This is a genomic window from Bradyrhizobium sp. AUGA SZCCT0158 (genome assembly GCF_018130065.1).
GTDB lineage: Bacteria > Pseudomonadota > Alphaproteobacteria > Rhizobiales > Xanthobacteraceae > Bradyrhizobium.
Genome location: NZ_JAFCME010000022.1, coordinates 25,896 through 42,648 on the forward strand (window position 1 = coordinate 25,896; position 16,753 = coordinate 42,648).

Below are 16,753 nucleotides of genomic sequence, written 5' to 3' on the forward strand. Positions count from 1 at the left end.
GGCTGGGGCATTTCGGACGTTTCATGCGTTTCACCTCCCTGGTTGTCGAACTGATCCGCGCCCGGCCGCGGCTGGTGGTCTGGCTCGTGGTGCTGCTGCAGGCGGCAATGTGGCTGATCCTGCCGATGCTGCTCTATCGCAGCCCACCCGGCGATATCGCCACCGTTCTGGCGTTCGGCAGGGAATATCAGGTCGGGACCTGGTTCGGTCCGCCGCTGGCGTTCTGGCTTGCCGACATCGCCTTCCGCGCGGCCGGCAATCATGTGTTCGGGGTCTATCTGCTGGCGCAGATCTGCGCGGTCGTCACCTTCTGGGGCTTCTATCAGCTCGCGCGCGCCATTGTCGGCGGTCAGCAGGCGGTGCTCGCGGTGCTCCTGAGCATGACGGTGGTGGCCTTCAGCTCGCCCGGCGTCGAATTCGGCCCGCTGGTGCTGGCGCGGCCGCTGTGGGCGCTGCTGTTGCTGCATTCGTGGCGACTGATCGGCCAGAACCGGCGCAGCGCCTGGTTCGCCTGGTCGATCGAGGCAGGCCTGCTGCTCCTGACGACGTCGGCCGCGCTCGGGCTGTTGCTGCTGATCGCAGGATTTGCCGTCGCCACCGCGCGCGGGCGGCGCACCTTGATGTCGCTCGATCCGCTGTATGCGCTGCTCGTGATCGTCGTACTGGTGCTGCCCTATCTGATCTGGGTCGTTCGCGCCGACGTGCTGGCGATGCCGCCCTTGCCTGCCATCGATGATCTCTCGGGCCGGGCGATGCACTGGGGCGGGCTGCTCGGCGGCCTGTTGCTGGCGACGGCCGGCATCGTGATGCTGGTGATCCTTAACTCCGGTGTGTTTGTCCGCAAGGCCGAGGAAGCGCCGATCATCTATCGGCGGCAGATCGATCCGCTGGCGCGCCAATTCGTCTACACGTTCGCGATCGCCCCGGCGCTGTTTGGCAGCCTGATTGCCGGCGTGTTCAACCTCGAGCGCGTCACCGGCGGCGCCGGCGTTGCCCTGTTGATGTCGGGGCTGGCCGTGATCGTCGCGACCGGCGATCTGGTGTATCTGCGGCGCCAGCGGCTGCTCCGCACGGTCTGGGCCGCGGCGGTCGCAGCGCCGGCTTTCGTAGCCATCGCGGCCACGCTGTTCCTGCCCTGGACCAGCGGCGCCGAAGTACCGACCTCGCTGCCGGCGCGGACGATCGCGCATTTCTTCGGTGACAGTTTTGAGCGGCGCACCAACCAGCGGCTGCGCGCGGTGGCCGGCGATCCGCAGCTCGCGAGCTTCATTGCGATGGATAAAGGCCGGCCGCATCTGTTGCTCGACGCCACGCCGGAACGCACGCCGTGGCTTTCGCTCCAAAAGTTCAATGAAACCGGCGGCGTCGTGGTCTGGCGAGCCTCGGACACGTCAGGCGCGCCGCCTCCCGAGATCGCGTTGCGCTTTCCCGGCCTCGTGCCGGAAGTGCCGCGCGCGTTCGAATGGATGGTGAATGGCAGACAGCCGCTGCTGCGCGTCGGCTGGGCCATCGTGCGGCCGAAAGCGCCGTAGCAACAAGCGTGGTGTGAGCTAGGGCGGCTCCCTACGATTGAGATTGATTCAGGCTCTGGCGATTCTGAAAAGGCCAAGCCCGAGGATCAGGAATACCGGAACAAGCGTGACAAAACTCAGGAGCGATATCAGGCTAGGAAAGATGACCAGCCAATAGGTGACAGCCGCGACTGTCAACAGCGCGGCCATCGATCCAATCACCAGTACTGTCACTTTGACGCCCTTCATCACGGCGACGCCTTCTCCAATTCCTTCGCGATCGCGCGCAGATCCTGCCACGACATCCGCTTGTACGATGGCGAGCGCAGCAGATAGGCCGGGTGGAACGTCGCGATGGCGCGGATGGAGCGGGTGCCGGTGTCGTAATCGAACCATTTGCCGCGGGTCTTCATGATGCCCTCGCGGGTCGACAGCAACGTCTGCGTCGAGGGGTTGCCGAGCGTCACCAGCACGTCCGGATTGACCAGCTCGATCTGCCGCTGAATGAACGGCAGGCAGATTTGCGTTTCCTGCGGCGTCGGCGTGCGGTTGCCGGGCGGCCGCCATGGGATCACGTTGGCGATATAAGCTTTGCTGCGGTCGAGCCCGATCGCCGCGATCATGCGGTCGAGCAATTTGCCGGAACGGCCGACGAACGGCAGCCCCTCGATGTCCTCGTCGCGTCCGGGGGCTTCGCCGACGAACATGATTCGCGCCTGCGGATTGCCGTCGCAGAACACCAGCCGTGTTGCGGTGTGCTTGAGCGCGCAGCCGTCGAAATTCTCCAGCAGCGCGCGCAGCGCCTCCAATGACGGCGCGGTTCGGGCCATTTCCCGCGCCGAGGCGATGGCGGCTTCCGGCGCCGGCGCTATTTCGCTGCGCGAAACTGCCGGCGCCGCCGCGGGCATTTCCCGCACCAGTCTTTGTGGCGCGGCTTCGCGTGGCGCGGCGATGGTAGCGCTGTCGGGCTCGGCAAGCCGGTCGATCGGCTCATCGGCCAACGCGCAATCGACCCCGGCCTCCAGATAAAAGGCCAGCAATTGCTGAACGGTAGGGGAGGGTTCGGGCGCGATGGACATCGTTCCAATCTAGGATGTATTCGGTGGCAGCGAAATGCCTGAGATTTCATTTCGATGGTTGTTCTCGGCGCAAAAATCGGAAACAAACGAACCTTAGAGCCGTTCTCAATTGGGCTGAGACCAGAACATGAGCACCGAAGAACTTCCGCCGCGTGAGTCCATGGAATTTGACGTCGTGATCGTCGGCGCCGGGCCGTCCGGCCTGGCGGCTGCGATCCGTCTCAAGCAACTCAATGCCGATCTCAATATCGTCGTGGTGGAGAAGGGCTCCGAAGTCGGTGCACATATTCTGTCGGGTGCCGTGATCGATCCGGTCTCGCTCGACAAACTAATTCCGGACTGGCGCGAGGACGCCGATTGCCCGCTGAAGACGCAGGTCAAGGACGACCGCTTCTACTGGATGACGGGCGGAAGCGCGATCCGGCTGCCAGGTTTCGCGATGCCGCCGCTGATGAACAACCATCATTGCTATATCGGCTCGCTCGGCGATGTTTGCCGCTGGCTGGCGCCGAAAGCCGAAGCGCTCGGCGTCGAGATCTATCCGGGCTTTGCGGCAGCTGAAGTGCTCTACGACGAACAAGGCGCGGTGCGGGGCATTGCGACCGGCGACATGGGTATCGCCAGGGACGGCAGCCACAAGGATTCGTTCACCCGCGGCATGGAACTGCTCGGCAAATACACGCTGTTTGCCGAGGGCGCGCGCGGCAGCCTCTCCAAGCAATTGATCGCGAAGTTCTCGCTCGACGCGAGCAGCGAGCCGCCGAAATTCGGCATCGGGCTGAAGGAAGTCTGGGAGATCGATCCGGCCAAGCATCAGAAGGGCCTGATCCAGCATTCGTTCGGCTGGCCGCTCAACAATTCGACCGGCGGCGGGTCGTTCCTCTATCACTACGACGACAACAAGGTCGCGGTCGGATTCGTCGTGCATCTCAATTACGACGACCCCTATCTGTCACCGTTCGACGAGTTCCAGCGTTTCAAGACCCATCCTTCGATCCGCACCGTGTTCGAAGGCGGCAAGCGGCTGGCCTATGGTGCGCGCGCGATCACCGAGGGCGGCTACCAGTCGGTGCCGCGGCTGAGCTTTCCGGGCGGCGCGCTGATCGGTTGCGCGGCGGGCTTTGTCAACGTGCCGCGCATCAAGGGTGTGCACAACGCGATGGGCAGCGGCATGCTCGCCGCCGAACACCTCGTGGCCGCGCTCGCCGCCGGCCGCGCCAATGATGAATTGGCTGAATACGAGAATGCGTGGCGCGGTTCGCAGGTCGGCAAGGACCTCTACCCGATCCGCAACGTCAAACCGCTGTGGTCGAAGTTCGGCACCCTGATCGGCGTACCGCTCGGCGGCCTCGATATGTGGACCAACACGCTGTTCGGCTTCTCGCTGTTCGGAACCCTGTCGCACGCCAAACCGGACCGCAAGACGCTGGATCCAGCCAAGGCGCACACGCCGATCGCGCCGGTGAAGCCGGACGGCAAGCTGACCTTCGACAAGCTGTCGTCAGTATTCCTGTCCAATACCAACCATGAGGAGGACCAGCCGGTCCACCTCAAGGTCGCCGACATGAACCTGCAGAAGACCTCCGAACACGACGTGTTTGCCGGGCCATCCAACCGCTATTGCCCGGCCGGCGTCTACGAATGGGTCGAGGAGGCCTCCGGTCCGCGCTTCCAGATCAACGCTCAGAACTGCGTCCACTGCAAAACCTGCGACGTCAAAGACCCGAACGGCAATATCACCTGGGTTCCGCCGGAAGGCGGCGGCGGGCCCAATTACCAGGCGATGTGACCACGATTACGTGAGTTATTGGCGGAGGGCGCGCAGGTGTCCGGGTAACCCCGGCGCCGGCCACGATACCGCCACAGTACAAGCGTCTTCCGGGGCTACTGGCCAAAAGGGGTGGAACGACGGCGGACGGGGAGATCTTGGGGACCCTGCTGCCGATCGATTCGCCACCTCGTATCCTTGCGGTTGAACGCCAAAAGCGGCATTGTTGCTGGGCCTTGATGCGCCGCGTATGTCCGCATTCGAGAGCGATCGAAAAGATTCCGCCATAAATCCTGGAGCTAGGCGAACCGTGATGCTTTCCACTCGTTTCAATCGCTGGACCATCGCCGCTGTCACCGTCGCCGCGCTTGCCGCGCCCGGCTCGCTGCTGGCGCAGACGCCCGAGCATACCGGCGACAATTCGGCGCAGTTTCCGAGCAAGAGCGATCTGAAATCGCTGACCACGTCCGGCAGCTATCTGGCCGCGCGTCATGCCAGCGTCGAACGCGACGCCAGCTCGGCCGCGGCGTTCTACCGTTCGGCGCTGCGTACCGATCCCAAGAACAACGAACTGCTCGACCGCGCCTTCATCTCCTCGCTCGCGGATGGCGACATTGACGAGGCCGTCAAGCTCGCCGACCGCATTCTGACGCAGGACAAATCCAATCGCGTGGCCCGGCTGGTCGTCGGCGTCCGCGACCTGAAGCAGAAGAAATACGCGACCGCACAGATCAACATCAATCAGTCGATCCGCGGACCGATCACCGATCTGGTCGCGACGCTGTTGTCGGGCTGGGCCAGCTTCGGCGCGGGTGATTCCAAGGCGGCGGTCGCCAATATCGACAAGCTGACGGGGCCGGAGTGGTATCCGATCTTCAAGGATCTGCACACCGGCATGATCCTGGAACTCGCCAACAAGGAAAAGGACGCCGGCGCCCGCTTCGAGCGCGCCTACAAGCTCGACGATTCCATGCTGCGCGTGTCCGACGCCTATGGGCGCTGGCTGTCGCGCAACAAGGACTCGGCCGCGGCAATCGGCATCTACGAGGCGTTCGACAAAAAGCTGCCACGGCATCCCCTGGTACAGGAGGCGCTGCGCGAGACGCGAGCCGGCAAGAAGATGCCGCCGCTGATCGAATCGGCGCAGGCAGGTGCGGCCGAGGCGCTGTACGGCATCGGAGCCACGCTGACCCGCCGCGGCGGCGAGGATCTGGCGCTGGTCTATCTGCAGCTCTCGCTATATCTGCAGCCCAACCATCCGCTGGCGCTGCTCTCGCTGGCCGATCTCTATGAGTCGGTGAAGAAGCCGCCGATGGCGATCAAGGTCTATGAGCGCATGCCGGCGAGTTCGCCGCTGAAGCGCAACGCGCAGATTCAGCTCGCCACCAATCTCGACGCCGCCGATCGCAGCGAGCAGGCGATCAAGATCCTCAAGGACGTCACCGCCGAAGATCCAAAGGACATCGAAGCAATCATGGCGCTCGGCAATATCGAGCGCGGCCGCAAGAAGTTCGCCGATTGCGCGACGACCTATTCCCGGGCGATTGACGTGATGCCCGGCGTGACCGACAAGAACACCTGGGTCACCTATTACTATCGCGGCATTTGCCAGGAGCGCTCCAAGCAGTGGAGCAAAGCCGAGGCCGACATGCGCAAGGCGCTCGAGTTGCAGCCCGAACAGCCGCATGTGCTGAACTACCTCGGCTATTCCTGGATCGATCAGGGCATCAATCTCGACGAAGGCATGAAGATGATCAGGCGCGCCGTCGATCAGCGTCCCGACGACGGCTATATCGTGGACTCGCTGGGCTGGGCGTTCTACCGCATCGGCAATTACGAGGACGCGGTGAAGAACCTCGAGCGCGCGATCGATCTGAAGCCCGAGGATCCGACCATCAACGACCACCTCGGTGACGCCTATTGGCGCGTCGGCCGCACGCTGGAAGCCAAGTTCCAGTGGGCCCACGCCCGCGACCTGAAGCCCGAGGCGGAAGAACTGCCGAAGATCGAGGCCAAGATCGCCAACGGTCTGCCCGAGGACACGTCGTCTGCAGCTTCGGCCGACAAGAAAAAAGAAGACGGCAGGGGTGGTTAGAGGGCGGCTAGATCGAAGGCTTGGGGGGCTTGTTCGGCTATGCCGGCGTTGATTGATGAGGGGCGTGCCAAGGTCAACCTGACCTTGAGGGTGGTTGGCCGCCGCACCGACGGTTTTCATGACCTGGAAAGCGTGGTGGCGTTTGCCGACTGCGCCGATCGGCTGACGCTGACGCCGGGTTCCGATCTGACATTGCAAATGTCCGGACCGCTGGCGCAGGCCTGCGGCGAGACGTCGGACAATCTGGTGCTGAAGGCGACGCGCCTGCTGGCAGAGCGGGTGCCGGGCCTGAAGTCCGGCAGTTTCACGCTCGACAAGGTGTTGCCGGTCGCGGCGGGCATCGGCGGTGGTTCGGCGGATGCGGCGGCCGCCCTTCGGCTGCTGGCAAAATTGAACGGGCTGTCGCTCGATGACGAGCGGCTGCGCGAGGTAGCGCTTGCGACCGGCGCCGACGTGCCGGTCTGCCTGGCGTCGCGCGCCTGCGACATGACCGGGGTCGGCGATACCCTGACGCCGCTCAGCCTGCCGATCATGCCGTGCGTGATGATCAACCCCTGCGTTCCCGTTCCGACCAAGGACGTATTCAAGGCACTCGGCCTGCGTAGCGGCGAATTGCTGGTCGGCGTCACCGACGTTTTCCGGGGCATCGACTGGCCGGAAGCCGGAGCTTCGGTCGAAGACTGGGTCGAAGTCCTGGCGGCAAGTAGCAACGATCTGGAAGCCCCGGCGATGCGCATTCAGCCGGTCATCGGTGAAGTGATCGCCGCGCTCAACGCCACCAACGGCGCCTGGCTGGCGCGGATGTCGGGCTCGGGCGCGACCTGTTTTGCGATCTATGAAAACACCGCCGACGCCGGCCGCGCCGCTGAAAAAATCCGGCGCGAGCACCCCGGCTGGTGGGTGCATGCGGGAACGTTGAGCTAAGGTTCTTGTAGGATGGGTAGAGCGCAGCGAAACCCATCAATGGCAACCGACCAAGTCGGTGGGTTTCGCTGCGCTCTACCCACCCTACGATTCTAATTCGCCGGCCGCCGCACCAGCGCCAGCGACACGCCAAGCCCGGCAATGAACAGCCCCGAACCCTGCCGCAGGCGTTGAACGAGAAATGGCCGCCGCACCAGGCCCGCGCGCGCGGTCGTGGCCATCATCACCACGACGACATCGGCGAGCGTGTTCAGTAACACCGAGATCAGGCCGAGCGCGATGAACTGCAGTGCGGGATGACTGCCGGCGGGATCGATGAATTGCGGAATGAACGCCAGAAAGAACGCCGCGGTCTTCGGGTTAAGCGCTTCGACCAGCACGCCCTCGCGAAACGCCTGCCGCGCGCCGGCCGGGCTGATCGCCTCCACCATCGCCTGTCGGCCCTCGCGAAACGTCCGGACGCCAAGCCAGACCAGATAGAGCGCGCCGGCAAGTTTGAGCACCGTGAAAAGTTCGGCGCTGGCCAGGATGATCGCGGACACCCCCAGCGCGCCTGCGATCACATGCACGAGCCCGCCAAGCGCGGTCCCGAATGTCGAGGCAATACCTGTCTTGCGGCCGCCCGACAGCGTCCTCGCGGCGACGTAGAAGATCCCGGGACCAGGCACGAAGGCGATGATCAGCGCGGCGACCAGGAAGAGCGAAAAATTCGTGCCGTTCATTTAGTGCGACCTGGCCAGGCAGAACGCCACCACCTGCTCGAGCGCGGTTTTCATCGGGGAAGCCGGAAACAGCGCCAACGCATCGACGGCCATCGCGCCGTAATGATGGGCGCGGCTGATCGTATCCTCCAGCGCGCGATGCTTGGTCATCAACCCGATGGCGTGATCGAGATCGTTGCTACCGATCTCGCCGCGCTCCAGCGCCTTGACCCAGAACGCGCGCTCAGAGGCGCTGCCGCGGCGGAACGCCAGCACCACCGGCAGCGTGATCTTGCCCTCGCGGAAATCGTCGCCGACGTTCTTGCCGAGTTTTGCCGATTTGCCGCCGTAGTCCAGCACGTCGTCCACCAGCTGGAACGCGATGCCGAGATTCATGCCGACCGAGCGGCACGCGGTCTGCTCGGCCTTCGGCCGGTTGGCGATCACGGGGCCGACCTCGCAGGCGGCTGCGAACAATTCCGCGGTCTTGCCGCGGATCACAGCGAGATATTCGTCCTCGGTGGTCGCGGTGTTCTTTGCTGCGGCGAGCTGCATCACCTCGCCCTCGGCGATGGTGGCGGCCGCCGAAGACAGGATGTCGAGCGCCCGCAACGAGCCGACCTCGACCATCATGCGGAAGGCCTGGCCGAGCAGGAAGTCGCCGACCAGCACGCTCGCCTCATTGCCCCACAGCATCCGCGCGGACAATTTGCCGCGCCGTAATTCGCTCTCGTCGACCACGTCGTCATGGAGCAGGGTTGCGGTGTGCATGAACTCGACCGAGGCGGCGAGCTTGATATGGCCGTCGCCGGAATAGCCGGTGAGGCCGGCCATCGCCAGCGTCAGCATCGGGCGCAGCCGTTTTCCCCCGGAGGAGATCAGGTGGTTGGCGACCTCGGGAATCATGGTCACTTCGGAACCGGTCCGCGACAGGATCGTGGCGTTGACCCGCTCCATGTCGGCGGCGACAAGCCCGACCAGCTCATCGATCGAAGCGTTTGGGCTTTCGAAGGGTACAATAACCGCCACGCGGGTCTCCAAATCTGGCCAATTCGCACTATCCTTATCTACAATAGAAAGTGCAGGCTGAAGCGGCAAGGGCACGTAGTGGTTGACAGGTACCGGCCGGGCTCGGACCGGGCCAGCCTAAGGAGGGCGCAAATTGCGGGAATTGGTTCGGACCAACGATATTGTGCTGGTTTCCGCGGTCGGCGCGCTGCTCGACGGCGCCAATATCCATCATCTGGTGCTGGACCAGAACATGAGCATCATCGAGGGATCGCTCGGCGTGCTGCCACGTCGCATCCTGGTCCATGAGGACGACAACCGCGAGGCGCGCCAGCTTCTGACCGATGCCGGGCTTGCCCACGAATTGCGGGCGGATGAGTAAGGCATAGCGTTTTCGAGCGAAGTGGGAACCGGTTCGCGTGAAGAAAACGCGTCAAAACAATAATCTGGATGTCACCGAGGACGCGTTTCTCGGCGGCGCCTTGCGCTTGCGGCAACTGAGATCGGGGCACCGCGCCGGGCACGATGCCATGCTGTTGGCTGCGGCGACGGCGGCACGTTCAGGCAATCGTGTGGCCGATCTTGGCGCCGGTGTTGGTGCGGCAGGGCTGGCGGTGGCCAGGCGCGTCGGGCAAATCGATCTCGCGCTGGTCGAGATCGATGCCGGTCTCGCAAGCCTGGCGCGCGCCAATGCCGAGGCGAACGCGCTTGCCGCCGAGGTCATCGTGCTCGACGTCGAAGCGGCCGCCGACGCCTACGCCGCGGTCAATTTGCATCCTGATAGCGTCGATGTCGTGTTGATGAATCCGCCGTTCAACGATTCCGTGCGGCATCGGGTCTCGCCGGACCGCGCGCGCGGGATCGCGCATGTCGCGACATCCACCACGCTTTCAAACTGGATTCATGCAGCCCGCCGCATCCTCAAATCCAGGGGCATGCTGACGCTGATCTGGCGCGCCGACGGGATTGCCGAGGTGCTGGCGGCGCTCGATCACGGTTTTGGCAGTCTGGAAATTTTGCCCATTCACGGCGATGTGAAGGCGCCTGCGAATCGAATCCTGGTTCGCGCCATCAAGGGCGGTCGCGCGCCGACTCGAATTCATGCCGGACTGATGCTCAATGATGAGCGAGGGGTGCCCAATAAAGAGGTGCAGGAGATTTTAGCGGGGAGGGGGATATTGCCGCTGGCCACCCCCTAGAGGTGGCCGAGAACTGATGTCCCGAACGCGAGGCGAAGCGGAAAAGCCTATTGCGGAAGGGTTTCCGACTGCCGTTTCGGAGTGTTGGTGAAGTGAACCGCGGTCAGGATGGTGCCGATCAACAATATCAGCAGGTAGATTTTCATGTCACTCTCCGCTGCGCCATTGCAGCCGTACCGGCCACGTTGCAAAAGGCCTTCCAGCCCTAATTCGTTCCAGCCCTTCCAATGACAGTGGCGTGATAAAAAATGGTTAATTCGAGGTATCCGCATGAGTGAACAAATAAGTGATCGCGTGGGATTGCCGGGCCTTATCGAGCGGCTGAAGGGATTGGTCCCGGCCAAATTCCGCCGCGGGGTCGCGGTGGTGCCGGTGGTGCGGTTGTCCGGCGTGATCGGCGCGGTGACTCCGCTGCGGCCGGGCATGTCGCTGGCCGGTGTCGCCAAGACGCTGGAGCGCGCTTTCGGTACCAAGAATGCCAAGGCGGTTGCGCTCGTGATCAATTCACCCGGCGGCTCGCCGGTGCAATCGCGCCAGATTTATTTGCGGATCAGGCAACTCGCCGCCGAAAAGAATTTGCCGGTGCTGGTGTTCGTCGAGGACGTCGCCGCATCCGGCGGCTACATGATCGCCTGTGCCGGCGACGAGATTTTCTGCGATCCGTCCTCGATCCTCGGTTCGATCGGCGTGGTCGGCGGCACGTTCGGCTTCCAGGAGCTGATCAAGAAAATCGGCGTCGAGCGACGGCTCTATACGGCGGGCGTCCACAAGGCGACGCTCGATCCGTTCCTCCCCGAAAACCCCGATGACGTGGCGCGCATCAAGGCGCTCCAGCGCGAGATCCACGCCATCTTCATTGCGTTGGTCAAACAGAGCCGCGGCAGCCGCCTCAAGGGCGCGGACGACACGCTGTTCACCGGCGAATATTGGGCGGGTGAAACCTCGGTGTCGCTGGGTCTTGCGGATGCGGTCGGCGATCTGCGTTCGACGCTGCGGACCCGCTACGGCGACAAGGTGCTGACCCCCGTGGTCGCGCCCGCCAGCGGAATGCTGTCCGGCCTGCTCGGGCGGCGGTCGCCGGGGGCGGGCTCCATGGGCGCCCTCGACGGCATCGGGAGCCTGCCGGATGAACTGATTTCCGCGCTCGAAACCAGGGCAATTTGGGCCAAATTCGGGTTTTAGAACCCGGGAGAGGCGCGCCATTTAGTCCTAAAGGCGGGAATTGCGGCGCAGCCCGGCTTGCGCGAGAATGCAGCCATTGGGGGCGTGACCGACGTGAACGACAAGGATCGACCGATGCCACCGTTGATCGCATTCGCAGGGGCCCTGGGTGGGCTCGCCGTGGTCCGCTGGGCTTACAAGACTGCCGTCCGGATCAACCGGGAGCTGGAAGAAGCGAGGCTGGCCCGCGTCTCGGAGTCTGCGCAAACCAGCGAAATTCCGACCCTGCGGCGGGATCCCGTCACCGGGGCCTATCGGCCGGGGTAGCTTGAAAATGCGTCATGGCCGGGCTTGTCCCGGCCATCCACGTCTTTCTTCTCTCCATAGTGCTTTTAGACGTGGATGCCCGGCACAAGGCCGGGCATGACGGAAACAGCACATCGCCTTGATTCCCCGCTTCCCCGCCGATACGGTCCCGCGCGCCCAAAACCCCCTCGCGAGACCGATTCTGCCGATGGACGAATTGCCTGCCCACATGCGCCCGGAACGTTCGTTCCAGGGCTTCATTCTCGCTCTGCAGCGGTTCTGGGCCGAACAGGGCTGCGTGATCCTGCAGCCCTACGACATGGAAATGGGCGCGGGCACCTTTCATCCCGCGACGACCTTGCGTGCGCTCGGGCCAAAGCCGTGGCGGGCCGCCTATGTGCAGCCCTCGCGTCGGCCCAAGGATGGCCGCTACGGCAAAAACCCGAACCGGATGCAGCACTATTACCAGTATCAGGTGATCATGAAGCCATCGCCGCCGAACCTTCAGGAATTGTACCTGAAGTCGCTCGCCGCGATCGGCCTCGATTCCAGCCTGCACGACATCCGCTTTGTCGAGGACGACTGGGAAAGCCCGACGCTCGGTGCCTGGGGTCTCGGCTGGGAGTGCTGGTGCGACGGCATGGAAGTGTCACAGTTCACTTACTTCCAGCAGGTCGCGGGCGTCGAATGCGCGCCTGTCGCCGGTGAGCTCACCTACGGCATGGAGCGGCTCGCCTGCTACCTACAGGGCGTCGACCACGTCATGGATCTCAACTTCAACGGCCGCGAGGGCGCCGACAAGGTGACCTATGGCGACGTGTTCCTGCAGGCCGAGCAGGAATATTCCCTGCACAATTTCGAGCACTCCGATTCCGAAATGCTGTTCAAGCAGTTCGTGATGGCCGAAGAAGCCTGCAAGAAGTATCTCGCGGCCGGCTGGAAATCCGGCAGCAACCAGAAAGAACACCTGATGGCGCTGCCGGCCTATGACCAGTGCATCAAGGCGAGCCATGTCTTCAACCTGCTCGATGCCCGCGGCGTGATCTCGGTGACCGAACGGCAAAGCTACATCGGGCGCGTGCGCGACCTCGCAAAAGCCTGCGGCGACGCCTGGGTCCACACCGAAGCGGGCAGGGCGTCCTGATGCCTGATCTTTTGCTCGAACTGTTTTCGGAAGAAATCCCCGCGCGCATGCAGGCGAAGGCGGCCGACGATCTGCGCCGCATGGTTACCGACAAGCTGGTTGCCGAGGGGCTGGTCTACGAGGGCGCAAAGGCCTTCGTGACTCCGCGGCGGCTGGCGCTGACGGTGCACGGGATTCCGGCGCGGCAGCCCGACCTCAAGACCGAACGCAAGGGTCCGAAAATCGGCGCGCCCGATGCGGCCGTGCAGGGTTTTCTGAAAGCGACCGGCCTCACTTCGCTCGACGAGGCCAAGATCCAGCGCGACCCGAAGGGCGACTTTTATATCGCGCTGCTCGAAAAGCCCGGCCGCGCCGCGATCGACGTGATTGCGGAAATTCTACCTGTCATCGTGCGCACCTTCCCGTGGCCGAAATCGATGCGCTGGGGCGAGCGCTCGGCCAAATCAGGCGCGCTGACCTGGGTGCGGCCGCTGCACTCGATCATCGCGACCTTCGGCCCTGAGACCGAAGAACCCGAGGTGGTGAAATTCTCGATCGACGGCATCGAGGCCGGCCAGACCACTTTTGGTCACCGCTTCCTGGCGCCATCGGCGATCTCCGTGCGCCGCTTCGAGGATTACGAGGCCAAGCTGAAGGCCGCCAAGGTCGTGCTCGACCCGCAGGCGCGCAAAGACATCATTCTGGCCGATGCCAAGCAGTTGGCGTTCGCGCAAGGCTTTGAGCTGGTGGAGGACCAGGTGCTGCTCGACGAGGTGTCAGGCCTCGTCGAATGGCCTGTCGTGCTGATGGGATCGTTCGACCAGGAATTTTTGTCGATCCCCGGCGAGGTGATCCGCGCCACCATCCGCAACAACCAGAAATGCTTTGTCGTCAGCGATCCCAAGGATTCTGATAAGAATCCTGACAAAACCGGAAAGCTGACCAACAAATTCATTCTCACCGCCAACATCGAAGCGACGGACGGCGGCAAGGCCATCATCGCCGGAAACGAGCGCGTGATCCGCGCGCGGCTGAGCGATGCGAAGTTTTTCTATGAGACCGACCTGAAGACGAAGCTCGAAGAGCGCCTGCCGAAATTCGAGAACATCGTGTTCCACGAGAAGCTCGGCACGCAGGGAGCGCGCATCAAGCGCATCGAGCGTCTGGCCGCGGAGATTGCGCCGCTGGTCGGCGCCGATGTCGAAAAGGCAAAACGCGCTGCTCATTTGGCGAAGGCGGATTTGCTGACAGAAGTGGTCGGCGAGTTCCCGGAGCTGCAGGGCTTGATGGGGAAGTACTACGCAATTGCGCAGGGCGAGGATGCCTCCGTCGCCGCGGCGAGCGAAGAGCATTACAAGCCGCAGGGGCCTGCGGATCGCGTGCCGACCGATCGGGTGAGCGTTGCGGTGGCGCTGGCCGACAAGATCGATACGCTGGTTGGCTTCTGGGCGATAGACGAGAAGCCGACCGGAAGCAAGGACCCGTATGCGCTGAGGCGTGCGGCGTTGGGTGTGATTAGGTTAGTGCTTTCCAATGAAACTCGTGCGTCTCTAAACGAATTGTTCCACAAGGCTCTGACGCTCGCACTCTACTTTTGCTTCCGGCCAGACCACGGCTATTTGCAGCTAGCGGCAACTTGGGATCCCCAATCCCACGATGGTCAGTCTGAATGGAATGAGTATCAGTATCTACTTTTCCTGAATAGCGATGGATTCATCGACAGAAACAGCGAAAAAATTGGGATGCATCAAATCGGCAATCCTGACTTAGGAGCTGAAGAGGATGAAGACAAATACGCCGAAAGAGCTCAAGCATTCGAAGAATTCAAGCGGCGGCTGGGACGGCTTGAGGCAGTCCGTGGTCCGTTTATATTCGAAGATGTGCCGCCCGCGGGCAAGATATCAGCTGTTAGAAATGCCTTAGAACAACTGTATCGCGAGCCGTTTGCGAAGCTAGCGATAGACAAGCTCGCAAACGATCTCCTCTCCTTCTTCGCAGATCGCCTAAAGGTCCAGCTCCGCGATCAGGGCGCACGTCACGATCTCGTCGACGCGGTGTTCTCGCTCGGCGGCCAGGATGATCTTCTTATGGTCGTCCGCCGCGTCGAGGCGCTCGGAAAATTCCTCGATACCGATGACGGCAAGAACCTGCTCGCGGGCACAAAACGCGCCAGCAACATCCTCTCGATCGAAGAGAAAAAGGACAAGCGCAGCTTCGACGGCGCGCCAGACGTCTCGCTCTATAAGCTCGACGAAGAAAAAGCGCTGGCGAAGGCGATCGATCAGGTGAAGAGCGAGGCCGGCGCTGCGGTGGCCAAGGAAGACTTTGCCGCCGCGATGAGCGCGATGGCGAAGCTGCGGCCGGCGGTCGATGCGTTCTTTGACAAGGTCAAGGTCAACGACGATGAACCAAAAGTGCGTGAGAACAGACTGAAGCTCTTGAACGAAATCCGCGCGGCGACGCGCGCGGTGGCGGACTTTTCGAAGATCGAGGGCTGACACGTGGATCAGAAGACGCTGGCCGCTTACGATTCGGATGCGGCGGCGTTCGCCAGGGACTGGCACGACCAGCCGGCGCCCGTTGACCTGCACGAAATCGTCGAGCGCTTCTTCGTGCGCGGCGGCAATTCAGCCGATATCGGCTGCGGCTGCGGCCGCGAGGTGGCCTGGCTCAACGCCAACGGCTTTTCCGCCACCGGTTTCGACGCCTCGGAGGGCCTGCTGGCGGAGGCGCGGCAGCGTTATCCCGGTTTGAAGTTCGCACATGCCGAACTGCCCGACCTGAAGGGCATCGGCACTTACGACAACGTGCTGTGCGAGACTGTGATCATGCATCTCGATCGCGCGCAGATAGCGGTCGCCGTTCGCCGGCTGCTCAATGCGGTCAAGCCCAGCGGCATTCTTTATTTGAGCTGGCGGATCACCGACAATTCCGACCTGCGCGATTCCCAGGGGCGTCTCTACGCGGCGTTCGATGCGGCGCTGGTGCTGGCGGAATTGAAGTCGGCGGCGCTGTTGCTCGACGAGGAGGTCGTCAGCGCCTCCTCGGGCAAGAAGATTCACCGTCTCGTCGCCAAGAAGCCGGGCCTGGAGATCAGGGAATAGGCAAATCGTCATTTCGGGGCGCGCAGCGCGAGCCCGGAATCCATTAACCGGCAGGTTACGTCGATGAATGGATTCCGGGCCTGCGCCAAGAGGCGCATCCCGGAATGACGAAAACAAACAAAGAAAAGCCCCGCCCAGGGGGGAAACCGGGCGGGGCTTTCTTGTCCGGTCGTATCTCGCGCACATCCGCTTGCGCGGCGCCCGGACTGTCGTTCAGGCTAGTGGGATTAGTCGACCACCTGAACGACGCGACGCGAACGCGGCTCGACCAGGACCGTCTGGCCGTTCACCACGGTGTAGCGATAGGGCGTTGCCGCATAGGTCTGCGGCACGTCGTAATAGGTGATGCCGGCTTCCGGCAGCACACCGCCCACGGTCACGCGATCCGGAATGGTGAAAGTCGGCACGCGCTCACGCACGACATATTCCCGGAACGCCGGGCGTTGGTTGACGGAGATGCCCTCATGTTCGCCGATCACCACGGTGCCGCCGCCACCGACACCCACGGTGCCGCTCTGCGCCTGTGCTGCGATCGGTGCAGCCATCACGCCGGCGATAGCTGCGATGGCAAGTAGTCTATTCTGCATAGTGTACTCCCTCGTGCAGAAGAACGCCGGCTAGCCAGCGTACAATCCGGGGCCAATTCATCCCGCGCGGCATAGTTCCGGAAAAACGACTGCCTCAAACGCGGCAATTTCGGGCAATTTTTGCGAACGCCGGAACCCATTGACGCGACAGGCGTCTCCTATTCCGGAACCGCGCCAGCGGTTAAGT

General features: G+C 63.1%; 16 protein-coding genes. 11 read left to right on the forward strand and 5 right to left on the reverse strand.

Annotated elements, in window-relative coordinates; translation table 11 throughout:
* Window positions 1-23 precede the first annotated feature (23 nt).
* Complete coding sequence (locus JQ574_RS26555) at window positions 24-1,532, forward strand: glycosyltransferase family 39 protein (RefSeq protein WP_212384078.1); 1,509 nt, start codon at window positions 24-26, stop codon at window positions 1,530-1,532.
* A 48-nt stretch (window positions 1,533-1,580) separates the two neighbouring features.
* Here the strand turns inward: JQ574_RS26555 and JQ574_RS26560 are convergent, their stop codons facing one another.
* Both JQ574_RS26560 and JQ574_RS26565 read right to left on the reverse strand, forming a co-directional pair.
* Window positions 1,581-1,760 carry a hypothetical protein gene (locus JQ574_RS26560; RefSeq protein WP_212211003.1) on the reverse strand — a complete coding sequence of 60 codons (180 nt, stop codon included), beginning with the start codon at window positions 1,758-1,760 and terminating at the stop codon, window positions 1,581-1,583.
* Window positions 1,760-2,584, reverse strand: a complete 825-nt coding sequence (locus JQ574_RS26565) for a uracil-DNA glycosylase family protein (RefSeq protein WP_212211065.1) — start codon at window positions 2,582-2,584, stop codon at window positions 1,760-1,762. The genes JQ574_RS26560 and JQ574_RS26565 overlap by 1 nt, the downstream gene beginning before the upstream one ends.
* A 133-nt stretch (window positions 2,585-2,717) precedes the next feature.
* On the opposite strand from JQ574_RS26565, the gene JQ574_RS26570 reads away from it, so the two are divergent.
* The 3 genes from JQ574_RS26570 (at window position 2,718) to JQ574_RS26580 (ending at window position 7,377) form a co-directional block, all read left to right on the forward strand.
* Entirely contained in the window at window positions 2,718-4,379 is a 1,662-nt protein-coding gene (locus JQ574_RS26570) for an electron transfer flavoprotein-ubiquinone oxidoreductase (protein WP_212211001.1), read from the forward strand.
* A gap of 292 nt (window positions 4,380-4,671) precedes the next feature.
* Window positions 4,672-6,453, forward strand: coding sequence for a tetratricopeptide repeat protein (locus tag JQ574_RS26575; protein WP_212210995.1), 1,782 nt, complete (start codon window positions 4,672-4,674; stop codon window positions 6,451-6,453).
* A gap of 39 nt (window positions 6,454-6,492) precedes the next feature.
* Window positions 6,493-7,377 carry a 4-(cytidine 5'-diphospho)-2-C-methyl-D-erythritol kinase gene (locus tag JQ574_RS26580; RefSeq protein ID WP_212210989.1) on the forward strand — a complete coding sequence of 295 codons (885 nt, stop codon included), beginning with the start codon at window positions 6,493-6,495 and terminating at the stop codon, window positions 7,375-7,377.
* Window positions 7,378-7,469: 92 nt separating this feature from the next.
* On the opposite strand, the gene JQ574_RS26585 is transcribed toward JQ574_RS26580, so the two are convergent.
* Complete coding sequence (locus JQ574_RS26585; protein ID WP_212210987.1) at window positions 7,470-8,099, reverse strand: LysE family translocator; 630 nt, start codon at window positions 8,097-8,099, stop codon at window positions 7,470-7,472.
* On the reverse strand, window positions 8,100-9,107 hold the full coding sequence (locus JQ574_RS26590) for a polyprenyl synthetase family protein (RefSeq protein ID WP_212210986.1): 1,008 nt from the start codon (window positions 9,105-9,107) through the stop codon (window positions 8,100-8,102).
* Between the two features lie 133 nt (window positions 9,108-9,240).
* On the opposite strand from JQ574_RS26590, the gene JQ574_RS26595 reads away from it, so the two are divergent.
* From JQ574_RS26595 to JQ574_RS26625, 7 genes are all read left to right on the forward strand, one after another.
* Entirely contained in the window at window positions 9,241-9,468 is a 228-nt protein-coding gene (locus tag JQ574_RS26595) for a DUF2007 domain-containing protein (RefSeq protein ID WP_044540085.1), read from the forward strand.
* A 37-nt stretch (window positions 9,469-9,505) separates the two neighbouring features.
* Window positions 9,506-10,285 carry a methyltransferase gene (locus JQ574_RS26600; protein WP_312014691.1) on the forward strand — a complete coding sequence of 260 codons (780 nt, stop codon included), beginning with the start codon at window positions 9,506-9,508 and terminating at the stop codon, window positions 10,283-10,285.
* A 270-nt stretch (window positions 10,286-10,555) separates the two neighbouring features.
* Window positions 10,556-11,467, forward strand: coding sequence for a S49 family peptidase (locus tag JQ574_RS26605; protein WP_212210984.1), 912 nt, complete (start codon window positions 10,556-10,558; stop codon window positions 11,465-11,467).
* Between the two features lie 114 nt (window positions 11,468-11,581).
* Complete coding sequence (locus JQ574_RS26610) at window positions 11,582-11,773, forward strand: hypothetical protein (RefSeq protein ID WP_192735211.1); 192 nt, start codon at window positions 11,582-11,584, stop codon at window positions 11,771-11,773.
* Between the two features lie 187 nt (window positions 11,774-11,960).
* Complete coding sequence (locus JQ574_RS26615; protein WP_192735210.1) at window positions 11,961-12,896, forward strand: glycine--tRNA ligase subunit alpha; 936 nt, start codon at window positions 11,961-11,963, stop codon at window positions 12,894-12,896.
* The gene (gene glyS, locus JQ574_RS26620) at window positions 12,896-15,373 is read left to right on the forward strand and encodes a glycine--tRNA ligase subunit beta (RefSeq protein WP_212210982.1); all 2,478 of its coding nucleotides are present in this window, start codon (window positions 12,896-12,898) and stop codon (window positions 15,371-15,373) included. Before JQ574_RS26615 ends, glyS begins: the two co-directional genes overlap by 1 nt.
* 3 nt (window positions 15,374-15,376) lie before the next feature.
* Complete coding sequence (locus JQ574_RS26625) at window positions 15,377-15,979, forward strand: bifunctional 2-polyprenyl-6-hydroxyphenol methylase/3-demethylubiquinol 3-O-methyltransferase UbiG (RefSeq protein ID WP_212210981.1); 603 nt, start codon at window positions 15,377-15,379, stop codon at window positions 15,977-15,979.
* Window positions 15,980-16,206: 227 nt separating this feature from the next.
* Here the strand turns inward: JQ574_RS26625 and JQ574_RS26630 are convergent, their stop codons facing one another.
* Window positions 16,207-16,566: a DUF1236 domain-containing protein gene (locus tag JQ574_RS26630; protein WP_212210979.1), complete on the reverse strand. Its 360-nt coding sequence runs from the start codon at window positions 16,564-16,566 to the stop codon at window positions 16,207-16,209.
* Between the last annotated feature and the right edge of the window lie 187 nt (window positions 16,567-16,753).